Origin of the sequence: Chryseobacterium nepalense, assembly GCF_023195755.1 — a bacterium.
Lineage (GTDB): Bacteria > Bacteroidota > Bacteroidia > Flavobacteriales > Weeksellaceae > Chryseobacterium > Chryseobacterium nepalense.
This window is the reverse complement of sequence record NZ_CP096203.1, coordinates 3818359-3832214: the sequence shown is the minus strand read 5'-3', so window position 1 is coordinate 3832214 and position 13856 is coordinate 3818359. Positions and strand designations below refer to the sequence as shown.

At 36.8% G+C, this 13856-nt stretch carries 11 protein-coding genes; 8 read left to right on the top strand and 3 right to left on the bottom strand.

Features of this window, described 5'->3' with window-relative positions:
* Window positions 1-11 precede the first annotated feature (11 nt).
* Together M0D58_RS17320 and M0D58_RS17315 are read right to left on the bottom strand one after the other, a co-directional pair.
* Window positions 12-287, bottom strand: a complete 276-nt coding sequence (locus M0D58_RS17320) for a hypothetical protein (RefSeq protein ID WP_248392060.1) — start codon at window positions 285-287, stop codon at window positions 12-14.
* Between the two features lie 7 nt (window positions 288-294).
* The gene (locus M0D58_RS17315) at window positions 295-852 is read right to left on the bottom strand and encodes a sigma-70 family RNA polymerase sigma factor (protein ID WP_248392058.1); all 558 of its coding nucleotides are present in this window, start codon (window positions 850-852) and stop codon (window positions 295-297) included.
* Between the two features lie 515 nt (window positions 853-1367).
* On the opposite strand from M0D58_RS17315, the gene alaS reads away from it, so the two are divergent.
* The 4 genes from alaS to M0D58_RS17295 all read left to right on the top strand — a co-directional run bounded on the left by alaS (window position 1368) and on the right by M0D58_RS17295 (window position 9444).
* Window positions 1368-3971, top strand: coding sequence for an alanine--tRNA ligase (alaS, locus tag M0D58_RS17310; RefSeq protein ID WP_248392056.1), 2604 nt, complete (start codon window positions 1368-1370; stop codon window positions 3969-3971).
* A gap of 292 nt (window positions 3972-4263) precedes the next feature.
* On the top strand, window positions 4264-6720 hold the full coding sequence (locus tag M0D58_RS17305) for a DUF5686 family protein (protein WP_248392054.1): 2457 nt from the start codon (window positions 4264-4266) through the stop codon (window positions 6718-6720).
* A 250-nt stretch (window positions 6721-6970) separates the two neighbouring features.
* Window positions 6971-9178, top strand: coding sequence for a DUF5686 family protein (locus M0D58_RS17300; protein WP_248392052.1), 2208 nt, complete (start codon window positions 6971-6973; stop codon window positions 9176-9178).
* Between the two features lie 29 nt (window positions 9179-9207).
* Window positions 9208-9444: a hypothetical protein gene (locus M0D58_RS17295; protein ID WP_248392050.1), complete on the top strand. Its 237-nt coding sequence runs from the start codon at window positions 9208-9210 to the stop codon at window positions 9442-9444.
* Between the two features lie 137 nt (window positions 9445-9581).
* Here M0D58_RS17295 and folP read toward each other — a convergent pair whose 3' ends face one another.
* Window positions 9582-10355 carry a dihydropteroate synthase gene (folP, locus tag M0D58_RS17290; protein ID WP_248392048.1) on the bottom strand — a complete coding sequence of 258 codons (774 nt, stop codon included), beginning with the start codon at window positions 10353-10355 and terminating at the stop codon, window positions 9582-9584.
* A gap of 298 nt (window positions 10356-10653) precedes the next feature.
* Here folP and M0D58_RS17285 point away from each other — a divergent pair, with 298 nt between their 5' ends.
* The 4 genes from M0D58_RS17285 (at window position 10654) to tpiA (ending at window position 13548) form a co-directional block, all read left to right on the top strand.
* Complete coding sequence (locus tag M0D58_RS17285) at window positions 10654-11217, top strand: DUF1599 domain-containing protein (protein WP_248392046.1); 564 nt, start codon at window positions 10654-10656, stop codon at window positions 11215-11217.
* Window positions 11218-11222: 5 nt separating this feature from the next.
* The gene (locus M0D58_RS17280; RefSeq protein WP_248392044.1) at window positions 11223-12332 is read left to right on the top strand and encodes a BT_3928 family protein; all 1110 of its coding nucleotides are present in this window, start codon (window positions 11223-11225) and stop codon (window positions 12330-12332) included.
* 41 nt (window positions 12333-12373) lie between these two features.
* Complete coding sequence (locus tag M0D58_RS17275) at window positions 12374-12724, top strand: tellurite resistance TerB family protein (RefSeq protein WP_248392042.1); 351 nt, start codon at window positions 12374-12376, stop codon at window positions 12722-12724.
* Between the two features lie 65 nt (window positions 12725-12789).
* Window positions 12790-13548 carry a triose-phosphate isomerase gene (tpiA, locus tag M0D58_RS17270; RefSeq protein ID WP_248392040.1) on the top strand — a complete coding sequence of 253 codons (759 nt, stop codon included), beginning with the start codon at window positions 12790-12792 and terminating at the stop codon, window positions 13546-13548.
* Window positions 13549-13856: the final 308 nt, after the last annotated feature.

Genomic DNA, 13856 nt, shown 5'->3' with positions numbered 1-13856 from the left:
GACAAATTATTTTATGAAATATCTAAATTTTTCAGAGCTCTTTCTTTAACCTTATGAATATCAGAATCATTAATTTCAACATTACTTTCATCCGAAAGCTTTCTTTTCAACATTTTATCCAATATTTCCAGCTTTTCTTTGTAGGCTCTGCACCATTTACAAATAGCAAGATGCAGGGAAAGCTTACGGTTTTCTTTTGGGGAAATATTTTCCGCATTCCGTTTTTCCATGAGCATCGTCGCTTTGCTGCACGGTAAAAAAATAATATGAATCAGTTTTTTAAGCATTTTTAGATCAGTTTTGATTGGCAAACCAGTTCATTTCCAGGCATTCTCTCAATTGCATCCTGCCTCTTTGCAGAATCTTCCATAAATTAGTCGTGGAAATATCAAGTTCCTGACTCACTTCCGGCGCTTTTTTTTCTTCAAGGTAATACAGCTTCATCGGAATTTTCCATCGGGAAGGCAGATCTTCCAGGCATTCCTCCAGGATTTTATTGAATTCTGCATTGTCTAACAGTTGTGTTTCCTGATTGCCTGCATTCCATTCATTCAAAATATCATTGTTTTTCCAGGCGCCGTCTTCATCAAAAAAATGATCCAGTTTAATGTTGGGTTCAGATTTATATTTTTTACGGTAAAAATCGGCCACTTTTCTGTTTAAAATAGTCATCAGCCAGGTGAGCGGCCGGCTTTTCCCTTCAAAAGATTCATAGGACGAAAAAGCGGAAATAAAAACTTCCTGAACAATATCTTCCGCCTCAACTTTATCGGACAACAGATACACTGCCCTTCTCATCAACGCTGCAGAATACTGTTCTATCCAGTTTTTGAATGTTTCGTTTTTGGTCATACTAACTTTTTGAAGATTTAAAATCCCTGAGATATTTTAACAATAAACGAATATATAAAGTTAAGACGATACACTGCAACGTTTTTTATGGATTCATTTTAGCTCTTGTGATTGTCATCCTGTCAAGCATCTAAACAATTAAATCAACTATGCTGAGATGCTTCCAGCATGACAAGCTTTGTGAAAATTATTGAAAACAAGAATACATGATCTTGACATTTATGATTTAATTATCAACAGCTTACACACTCCAATTAATAGGATGACTATAGCCTAGCCCTGATTGCAGTGAAAATCCCGCAATGGAGCGACGGAGCCTTGCCGGGCTTAAGACAGGCCAAGTCGGAGCCGCGCAATGAGGAATTGTAGCGGAAAGCGGGAAAAAGCTCCTGAAAACGTTTCTGCTCATTAAAAACAAATCTTCGCAAAAGTGTCAAATATTTCAACCTAAATCCCCTAAAAACCTTAAATTTGCATCTTATCAAAAAACTGTAAAAAGCAAAGCAATATAAATTATGACATCACAAGAGATTCGTCAAAAATTTTTAGATTATTTTAAAAGCAAAGGCCACCTCATTGTTCCTTCAGCACCCATTGTCCTGAAAGATGACCCTACACTTATGTTTTCCAATTCCGGGATGACGCAGTTCAAGGATTTTTTCCTGGGCTACAAGACTCCTACCGCACCGAGAATTGCCGATACCCAGAAGTGTCTGCGGGTTTCCGGGAAACATAATGACCTGGATGATGTGGGCCGTGATACGTACCACCACACCATGTTTGAAATGTTGGGAAACTGGTCTTTCGGAGATTATTTTAAAAAAGATGCTATTGCTTTTGCCTGGGAATTACTTACGGAAGTCTATGGAATTCCTAAAGAAAACCTATATGTAACCATTTTTGAAGGAGATGCTTCCGAAAACCTTGAAAGAGATCAGGATGCTTATGATTTCTGGAAATCCCACATTTCCGAAGACAGAATTATCAATGGAAATAAAAAAGACAATTTCTGGGAAATGGGAGAAAGCGGACCGTGCGGACCGTGCTCAGAAATCCATGTTGATTTGAGAAGTACTGAAGAAAAAGCGAAAGTTTCCGGATTAGAACTGGTGAACAACGACCATCCGCAGGTGGTGGAAGTATGGAATCTCGTTTTCATGGAATTCAACAGGAAAGCAGACAAAACCCTTGAAAAGCTTCCTGCACAACATGTGGATACGGGAATGGGCTTTGAACGTCTGTGTATGGCGCTTCAGGAAAAATCCTCCAATTACGATACTGATGTTTTCACTCCTTTAATTGCTAAAGTTGAAGAACTTTCAGGAAAAAAATACACCGGGATTTTAGAAGACGAAAAAGATATTGCGATCCGCGTGGTGGTAGACCATATCAGAGCGGTTTCGTTTGCGATTGCTGACGGACAGCTGCCTTCCAACGGAGGAGCAGGTTATGTGATCAGAAGAATCTTAAGAAGAGGAATTTCTTATTCTTACCGTTTCTTAGGAATGAAAGAACCTTTCCTTTATCAATTGGTTGCTGTTTTACAGGAGCAAATGGGAACTTTCTTTCCTGAACTTGAAAAACAGGGAAAACTGGTTTCTGAAGTTATCAAAAGTGAAGAAGAATCATTCTTAAGAACCATAGAAAACGGATTGATAAGAGTTGAAAAATTGATTCAGCAGACGATTGCCAATAATCAGAAGGTATTGCCAACTGAAGAAGTTTTTGAATTATATGATACTTATGGTTTCCCTGATGATTTAACGAGAATTATTGCGGAAGAAAAAGGTTTAACCATCGATGAGGAAGGCTTTAAACAAGCTTTAAATGAGCAAAAGAAACGTTCAAAAGCAGATTCTGCCCAAAAAGTATATGATTGGGTTACGTTGGAAGAAAAACCTGAAAATTTTGTAGGTTATGATCAATTTGAATCTGAAACCTATATTACAAGATACCGAAAAGTAGAAAATAAGGACGGAGAATTTTACCAGGTAGTTTTAAGCGAATCTCCTTTTTATCCGGAAGGCGGAGGCCAGGTAGGCGACAAAGGCGTTCTTGAAAATGCGACCGAAAGCTTTGAAGTTTTGGAAACCAAAAAGGAAAACGGATTGGTTATTTCTTTAATCAACGGTCTTCCGAAAGATGCAGGCGCTGTTTTCTATGCTAAAGTAAATGTTTCGGAAAGAAAAAATTCTCAGGCCAACCACTCGGTAACGCATTTGCTGCATGAAGCATTAAGAGAAGTTCTGGGAACCCACGTAGAGCAGAAAGGCTCATTCGTTGGTCCTGATTATCTGCGTTTCGACTTCTCTCATTTTAATAAAATGACGGAGGAGGAATTAACCTTAGTGGAAGAAAAGGTTAATGCAAAGATTAAAGAAAATATTGCTTTACAGGAATTCAGGAATATTCCGATCCGGGAAGCTCTGGACAGAGGTGCCATGGCTTTGTTCGGGGAAAAGTATGGCGACAGTGTAAGAATGATCCAGTTTGGAACTTCTATGGAACTTTGCGGAGGAACTCACGTGAAAAGCACCAGCGAAATCGGACATTTTAAAATCATTTCCGAAAGTTCCGCAGCAGCAGGAATCAGAAGAATTGAAGCGATTTCCGGAGATAAAGCTGAAGAGTATTTCAAAAATATTGAAAAACAGATCGCCGAAATATCACAGTTGCTGAAATCAAAAGATGTTGTACGTTCTATTGAAAAATTAATTGAGGAAAATACCGCATTGAAGTCTGAAGTAGACGCAATGAAAAAGGAAAAAGCAAAAGGAGAAATCGGCGAATGGAAAGGAGCTTACGAGCAAAAAGGTGATAAATTACTTCTGGTAAAAAGAACTTCTTTGGACGCCGGTTCGGTAAAAGACATCGTCTTCCAGTTAAAAAAAGAAATCCCCACTTCCATTACGGTTATTCTGTCCGACGCAGACGGGAAACCAATGATTACCGTTGGCGTTTCTGATGATTTAGCAGGAATTTATCAGGCAGGAGCCTTGATTAAAGATTTGGCAAAAGAAATCCAGGGCGGCGGCGGCGGAAATCCTGGCTTTGCCACAGCAGGAGGAAAAAATCTTGACGGATTGGAAAATGCGTATCAGAAAGCGCTGAATCTTTAAGAAATATTTTTAATAAAATTTAAATAATAATCATCCCTTTCAGCTTTGAAAGGGATGATTTTGTTATATGTCACTTCGAGGAGTTTTCGAAAAACATATCAAAAGTTTATGGCTAAAAGTCTTTTCAATCAGTGTTCTCGATACATTTTTCTCCGCCCTGTTGCGAAAACACTCGAACCGACGGAGGTTGTTATTTGATACAAATGATTTAATTTTTAACAAAACATTATATTTTCTTCTGTGGTATTGTAACTTTCTTATCAATAGTTTTGTCTAACTATTAAAAAGACTAATGACAAAACTTTTATTCCCGCTGTTTTTATTTTTTACAGCACTGGTATTCGGACAAACTCAGTTGAAAGTTTTCAGCAAGGCAACCAAGCAACCTATCTACAATGCAGCAGTGTACTGCGATGATGAGCTTCTCGGGAAAACCGATACCAGCGGAACTTTATCCTTTAAAACCAAATGTAAGAAAGTTGAAATTCTGGCCAGCAATTTTGAAGATGTCCTTGCAGAGGCAAGAAATACCATGGAAGTTGCAATGCAGCCGTTATCCGAAAAAAGAGGGAATATTGACCGTGTTATTATTAACGACAAAAGTGATCCGCGCGCTCTTAGAATTCTTGATGAACTGAATAAAAGAGCGAAGGAGAATTCACCCAAATCTTTAGAGTCGTACAATTTTAAGTCTTACACCAAATTTTCTCTTGATTTGGATAAAGATTCCATTGATATTTATAAGAATTTTTTAGCTGCCAGGAAAGATTCCATTTCAAAGGTTGATCAAAAAGGTTTTAAGCAAAAAGAAAAGGAAAAGAAAGATTCCCTTATCGCTGAAGATTTTATTGATGCCTCTGCGGAAGGCCAGATGTTCCTTTGGGAAAAAGCTACAGAATATAAATATTCCAGAAAATACGGTGAAAAAACAAATATTATCGACAACAGGATGTCCGGTTTTAAAAATCCGATTTATGAGGCTATGGCCCTCAATATTTCAAATCTTGACAGAACACCCAGACAGCTGAGACCTGAAAACAGGGATCTTTTTCATTATTATCTTTCAGATACCATACAGCTGGATGGAAGGCAGACCTATGTGATCAAATTCAAAGAAATTACCGATAAAAAGAAACAGAACCCGAGAAAATTCAACGGGAAAATATATGTTGACGCCGAAAGTTTTGCCCTGAAAAAATTTGAAAGCATCAGCAAAAAAATAAACGAGGGGAATATTGTTTCTGTCTGGAAACCCATCAATAATAAATGGTTCCTGGATTATGAAGATATCAGGCTTAAAATGGGCAATACCAGCTTCGATGTTTCAAAGAAAGACAGCCTGAAAGCAGGTGACACCAAGAAATACAACCAGAAAAAATTCGGAAATTACCTGTATGTAAAAAACAGGTTCTTCGATTTTGATATTAATGAACCTCAAAAAGCGTCTGATTTTAAAGGCTATTCGCTCGAAATGAAGAATTCAGACGGCAGCCTTTTGCAGCAATACAGAACCGACAGTCTTACTATAAGGGAAAGTAATACTTATACCAAGATCGACAGCTTTGTACAAAAGCATGATTTTGAAAAAAAACTCAATACTTTGACCCAGCTTTTAAGAGGAAATCTTCGCTATAAAATGATCGATTTTGATCTTACCAAATTCATCAGCTACGATAAATACCAGGGAATCCGTTTGGGCGCCGGATTGAAATTAAATGAAAAGTTCAGTAAAACATTTTCTCCGGACGGCTATTTCGGATATGGTTTTAAGGACCATCGCTGGAAATACGGATTAGGGTTGGATGTAAAACTTTCCGACAAAAGAACATCCGTTTTCAGAATTGAATATCTTGACGATGTTTTTGCAGCAGGAAGATTCAGCAATTATATGTGGGATAAAATGATGAAGCTCTCTGATATTAACCTGGATCTTCACAATGCCGTTTTCTATAAAAACCAGAAATGGAGCGCTTCTTACCTTTATGATATTTCCAATTCATTAAGCATGAAAATCGCGGTGAATAAAGAGAAACAGGAGGCTCTTTTTGATTATCAGTATAAAAACATGGGCAATAAGTTCGATAATACCAGCGCGGTTCTCTCATTAAAATTTTCCCCGAATGACAAAAACATCATGACGCCTACCGGAAAATACACCTATGAAAAAAATTACCCTCAAGTCTTCCTGAATTATGAAAAAGGATTTAATGCATTGGGAGGAGATCTTGATTACAACAGGCTTGATGCGCTGTTCATTCATCAGTTCAGAACAAAATTGGGATCTACCAACATTAAAATTTTCGGAGGAATCTCATCCGGAAGCGCACCAATCTGGAAAAATTTTGAAATAGCCGGTCAGAACGATGCCAATATTGATAAGTGGTATTCCAACATCAGTACCCCTTCAAACCTTGGATTTGCAACGATGCCTTCGGGAACTTTCTTCGCAGACAAATTTGCAGGGTTTAAAATTTCACAATACCTGCCTTTTAAATTTAAAACATTGGGTAAAAAATATTCGGATATCGAGCTTGAATACCAGTCGGCCATCGGCGGTTTTAAAAACAGGCAGGACCACCAGTTTGAATTCACCGCTCTGGATCATTATTACCAGGAAGCGGGACTAATCTGGAACCAGTTTCTGGGAACGAGCTTTGGCGTAGGATTTTCCTATAGATTAGGATATTACCAGACTTCGGAATTTAAAGATAATATCGGAATTAAAATAAAATTCAATCTTTTAAACTAATATTTTAGTATTAATAGTTAAACTCATTTAACCAGTTCGAAATCAAATTAGATGAGAATTAAAATATTTTACTGTTAAAAAAACGTGTTATTTGTTAAAAATTTAAGATAAATATAATAAGATCAGAAACTGTAATCCCGGAAATTCCGGGATTACGCCGTTTAGAAACATCATCAATGGAATCGGCTATTAATATCAATTAATAAACCTTTTACAGCATCATAAATATTATTAATTTTGTCAGGTCTTTATGAAAAGGATATTAGTGATTTTATGTTTCTGTATGTGCATTTTTGGTTTCTCACAATCAAAAGTCACTTCTATTGAAGCTGTTGTCATCAAAGATCAGAGTGATCCCAGAGCTCTTGAAATTCTGAAAAAAGTCAATCAGCAGTTTACTGAAAACTCTCCAAAGACGCTCGATTCCTACTCCTACAAATCCTATGAGAAAATTTCTCTGGATATTGATGAAGACAGTATTACCCAATACAGACAGTTTTTCGAAAATGCTGAATTATTCAGAAGAAAAAGAGAAAAAGATTCCCTGAACAATGTAACTGCCAGAAAAATATTTTCCAAAAGTAAATTATTCCTCTGGGAAAGAGCTCAGGAATTTTTATATTCGAAAAAATACGGTGAAAAAATCAATATCCTTGATAACAGGATTTCCGGACTGAAGCAGCCGATCTACGAAATGATTGCCCTGCAGCAAAGCAACAGAGACCAGATTCCCACCCAGCTGAAGCAGGAAAACAGAGGCTTATACCGATTCTTTTTAACCGACACTATTGAAATAGAAGGAAGAAAGAATTTTGTAATCCGTTTCAGGGAAGTCAATTATAAAAATCCGGACAAAAAAAGAAAGTACAATGGTGCCATCTATATTGATACCGATACTTATGGCATTAAAAAAATCGAAAATTTCAGCAAAAATAAAAACGACGGTATCATTACAAGTACCTGGATTTATTTCAACAACAAATGGTTCCTTTCCCATGAAACCGTAAAGCTGAAAATGAGCAATATGGTCATGCAGGAGGAAAACAAAGACTATCCTGAAGAAAAACATGAAAGGAATAAGAAGCAGAGCTTCGGGACGTATGCTTTTCTCACTTCCCAGTATTTTGATTACCAGTCACCTGCCCAAAATGATAAAAAAGACTTTAAAGGCTATACTTTTTCCGTAAAAAATATTGACGGAAAAACCCTTGACCAGTTCAGGACAGATCCTCTGACAGAACGAGAACGAAACACCTACAAAACCATCGACAGTCTTGGAAAAATATACAATATCGACCGGAAAGCAAGGGTTTTAAGCGGTTTGCTGCTAAATGGCCAGATAAAAGCAGGTATTGTGGATTTTGCGGTTGACGAGATCGTGAATTATAACCTGTATGAAGGCTTCAGAGTAGGTTTGAAAGCGAAGCTTAATGAAAATTTCAGTCCATACTTTTCTCCTGATTATACTTTTGCCTATGGATTCAAGGATGATAAATGGAAATACAGAATCGGACTTGATATTAAAACCACGCTGGAAAAAGATTCCTATTTCAGGATCGATTATTATGATGACGTGACCGCTTCCGGAGAGTTTTACCGGAGACTGTGGAATTTCAAAATGAGAACAGCTAACTATGGAAATAACCTTAATAATGACCGGTATTATCATTACAAAGGAGGCTCGGTTTCTTACCTTAATGATGTTACCAACGGCTTGACACTGGTTTTTGCAGCCCGTACCAATCTGGAAGAAGCCATGTTTGATTATTCCTTCCGCAACAGTGGTTCATCTTTTAATAATTTTAATACATTACTGACCTTAAAATATTCCCCGAACTCTACTAATATTATGACGCCTCAGGGAAAATCCCTCATCGATCAGAAATATCCGGAACTGTATTTCAATTATGAACAAAGCTACAAGGCGCTGAACGGTGATTTTAATTATACCCGGTTTGATGCCCTTTTTGTACACAATTTCAAATCTCTGCTGGGAACTACAGGATTCCGGCTCTACGGCGGAATGGTAATCGGAGAAGCTCCGATATGGAAAAACTTTACAATGAACGGACTGGCTTCGCCGAGGAGGGATTTTAATTTTAACTTAACTTCATTTCTAGGATTTGCAACTCTGGAAGGAGGTAAATACTATAATGACCGGTTCGTGGCGTATTATTTTACGCATAAACTTCCCTGGTATTTTAAAAGCTTAGGCCAGAATATTTCAAGTTTTGATTTTGTGTTAAGAGGAACCATAGGTAATATGAAGCATCCCGAATACCATCAGTTTAAATTTAAACCGCTCGACCATCTTTATCAGGAAGTCGGCCTGGAGTGGAACAATTTCCTCTCCACTTACTTTAATCTGGGGCTATTTTACAGAGTGGGCTACTACACTACACGAAATTTTAAACAAAATTTTGCCGTTCAGTTTAAACTGAAACTTCTGGAATTTTAAAATAAAAATAAAAAATAGAAATTAAACAAATGCAGACCATCCAAATACAGGCAGAACAATTTTTTGAATTGTTAAAATTAAAAGATACTTCTATGTGGGAAATTTTTGCCCAAATGATTGACGGAAATGAAAAGGAAATTATTTTTACAGATGGGGAAAACAAAATATTGTTCAACTATATCCTGCCTTCCAATCAGGAAAAGCTGGAGGAAGACCGAAAGGAATTTTCTAAACAGTTTGCGGATAAACTGGCGAATCTTAATTGAGTTTTAGAGTTTAGAGTTTAGAGTTTAGAGTTTAGAGTGAAAGTTAAATGGTGATTTTCAAAGGAAAGTTAATTTCATATTAATTCTAACAAAATTTATCCTTAATAAACGATCTCTAACCCTAAAACACCCCATTCTCAGACTCTCCCACTCTTAAACAAGTCAACCGTTTTTTGGGCTGCTGCAACATCATGAACCCTCAGTATTTTTGCGCCCTGCTGTAATACTTTCAGGTGAAGTTTTTGTGTTTCTTCGTTGATGTCCAAAGGAGACTTTCCCAAAGGTCTGTAGATAAAAGATTTCCTTGAAATGCCGATCAGTAAAGGAAATTTTCCAAAACCTAAATATTGTGTTTCATTGATCATTTTCATCTGGTCTTCTACCGTTTTACCGAAACCGAATCCCGGATCAAGGATAATATCTTTAACGCCTTTATTTAATAATTCTTCAGTCTTTTCAGAAAAATAGCGGTTGACGGAAAGTGTAATATCTGCAAATTTGATTTTATCGTGCATCGTTTCATAAGAAGGATTTACATGCATCAAAATATAGGGAAGTTTTGTTTCTGCAGCGGCATCAAACATCTTTTCATCGTAATGGCCTCCGGAAATATCGTTGATAATATCAATTCCCTCATTAAAACCAAACTTTACCGTTTCAGCATAAAAAGTATCCAGAGAGATCAATGTTTCCGGAAATTCTTTTTTGATGAATGAAATCATGTTTCCCAACCTTCTGATTTCCTCTTCTGCAGTTAAAAATTCAGCGTGCGGTCTTGTGGATTGCGGACCGATATCAATGATTTCGGCGCCTTCTTTAAGCATTTTACAAGTCTGGTCCAATGCCGTTTTTTCCGTATTGAATTTCCCGCCATCTGAAAACGAATCCGGCGTGAGGTTTAGGATTCCCATAATTTTAGGAACCGATAGGTCTATCAATTTCCCGTTACAATTCATGAAGTTGGAGTGCGGAAGAGTTGAAGAGTTAGAGAGTGCAGGTACTTGCAAAGCTTATAATTATGATTAGACTTAAAAAATAAACTGAAATTATCTTACAAAAATAAAAAATAAAACCTTTATCACTCAAAAAACTCAAACTCAAAAACTCAAACGCTTATACGCTCCTACCCGAAAACGCTACATTCTAAACTCTTTCACCAAAACAGTGCAACACACAAAATTTCGTATATTTGGGAGATTAAGAAAATTTATGTCAGAAACATCAGTACAGTTTGAGAAAATTATCAGCCAGTGCCGTGAGCTGTTCAGCAAGAAATTACAGGATTACGGACCGGCGTGGAGGGTTCTAAGACCAAGCTCTATTACAGATCAGATTTATATTAAAGTCAACAGAATCCGTACGCTGCAGATGACCGGAAAAAAAATGGTTGATGAAAGTGAAGAAGATGAATTTGTGGCGATTATCAATTATTCGATCATTGCGCTTATCCAGCTTGAGAAAGGATTTTCTAATGATTTTAATGAAAATAAACAAGAAATTCTGAATCTGTATGATCAATATGCAACTGAGGCCAGAAAACTGATGGAACGAAAAAATCATGATTACGGCGAGGCATGGAGAGATATGCGCATTTCATCGATTACGGACCTGATTTACCAGAAAGTTTTAAGAACCAAACAAATTGAAGATAACCAAGGAGTTACCGTTGTTTCCGAAGGGCTGGATGCCAATTATTTTGACATGCTGAATTATTCCGTTTTCTGTCTTATTAAATTTTCTGAGAAGAAAAACAGTATAGAATCTCAAAACTAATTTATATGATTAAAGGTTTATTACGTTTCGTTATTGCCGTTATTTTCATTCTTTCGGGGTTTGTAAAAGCGGTGGACCTGGTCGGTTTTTCCTTTAAAATGGAAGAATACTTCTCTCCTGCTGTCTTCAATATGCCGTTTTTTGAAAAGTTTGCGCTGTTGTTTTCGATAATTGTTGTCATTCTCGAACTTCTGTTAGGATTTATGCTGTTGCTTAAACTGAAGCTTAAATTTACCATTTCAGCATTGATTGCCCTGTGTGTATTCTTTGGTTTCCTAACATTTTATTCGGCATACTTTAATGTAGTAACAGATTGCGGATGCTTTGGAGATGCCATTAAATTTACACCATGGCAAAGTTTTATCAAAGATATTGTGCTCTTATTAGCTTTAATAATCTTATTTATACTTTACAGAAAAGAGTTCAGGAAAAAAGATGTGTACAGCTATGGTGAAAAGGAAGAATCCAATAAGGTAAGATACATCCTTTTAACGATATTTTGTTTGATAATGATCGGCATTGGAACATATGGAATAGTATATGAACCTGTGATTGATTTCCGTGACTATAAAATTGGTACCGACCTGAAGGCGGAGAAAGAAAAAATCAACAGAAATCCTTCGGAATACAAGACTTTTTATTCGCTTAAAAATGAGAAAACCGGAGAAATGCTGAAGGTAAACCAGGATGATTATATCAAAGAAACAAAATACTGGGCAGAAGGATCGCCTTGGAAAATCGAGGAAGGAAAAAATGAATCTGTCCTTATCAAAGAAGGCTATAAATCTGAAATTGTAAAGTTTAAGATTGAAGATCCTACAGGAATGGAGGTTACAGAAGAAATCATCAACGCCCCGAAAGCAATTCTTGTTTTCTCCTATCATCCGAAAGACGTTTCTCCTGAATTACTGAAACAGGTGGAAGCCAAAGTAAAAGCTCAAAAAGCCAATATTGTGTATGGCGTTTCTACAGAACCGAATACTTTCAAAACCATTAAAAATATGATGATGGACGGCACCGCAATTAAAACAATAGCGAGAAGCAATCCTTTTGTGCTTGTTTTAGAGAACGGAAAAATTATCGACAAACAGCCCGCAAAGGAATATATTAAATAGCCTTATCAAATTTTAATAAACACTAAACTTTATATTTACTCATGCAGAAATCTAATAAATCGATTGCAGGATACCATTTATTGATGATCTTATCTTCGGTAGACGGAGAATTTGCTCCGGAAGAAGGAATCTTGGTACAGCAATATCTGGCAGACGAATTTCCTTTCAAAATGGATCTTGATAATGAACTTGAAACCATTGCCCTTCTAAAACCTGAAGAATGGAAAGGACATTTTGAGTTCCATGCCCGTTGCTTCTATGACGATTCTACGGAAGAGGAGCGCCAAAACTTTATCCAATTTGCCAAAACGCTTATCAAAGCCGACAATAAGGTAACCGATGAAGAGCATTCATATTACACTCTTTTGAAAAAAATCTGGAATATTAATTAATTGGAATCAGATTAAAAGTTGGAATTCAATTTTGGTCTGATTTAACTTCAAAAATAAAAGAAACTATGAGAAGAAAAATAGTTGCAGGAAACTGGAAAATGAATAAAAATGTAATTGATGCACAACAGTTGATGGTTCAGTTACTAAGCTATAAAAACAATAATGCGACCAACTGTGAGGTATGGATCGCGCCGCCAGCTTTATATTTAATGATGGCAAAAGATATTTTTGAGAAAGATGAAATCGGCGTTTTTGCGCAGGATATGAGCGAGTATGAAAGCGGTGCCTACACCGGTGAAATTTCTGCAGACATGCTTGAATCAATTGATGCATCCGGTTCTCTGATCGGACATTCTGAAAGAAGACAATATCACGGTGAAACCGATTCCCACTGTAACAAAAAAGTGAAACTGGCTTTAGATAAAGGCTTGATTCCGGTATACTGTAATGGTGAAACCCTGGAACAGAGAAAAGCCGGACAACATTTTGAAGTGGTAAAAAACCAGACGGAAGTGGCACTTTTTACGCTTTCTGCAGAGGAAATTAAAAAAGTGGTCATTGCTTACGAACCGGTTTGGGCCATCGGAACCGGAGAAACGGCAACTCCTGAGCAGGCTCAGGAAATCCACGCGCATATCAGAAGCATTATCGCTGCAAAATACGGACAGGAAGTAGCTGATGAGGTTTCTATTCTATACGGTGGTTCCGTAAAACCGGACAATGCAAAAGAAATTTTCTCGCAGCCTGATATTGATGGTGGACTGATTGGCGGTGCTGCTTTAAAACTTGAAGATTTTTCAAAAATTATTGAGGCTTTTAACTAATGTGAAAAAGTTTATCCTCACATTTTTTGGAGTTCTTTTATTTGATATTGTCTATACTTTCTTGTATGATCAGTTTTTAATTGGAATTCAGCCTGAGTTTTTACAATATCCGTTGAGTGCCATTCAATACATGGCTTGTGCACCGGCAGTTTTTTTTAACAAACTATTGCCTTTTTATGCACCGATACCTATGTATCAGTCAATATTGATATTTTTGGGAAATGTATTTGTACAGACCTTATTGGTATATACTATTTTCTTTAAAAGGAAAAAGGCTATATTGGAAGAATAAAAAATTCGGCGGCATC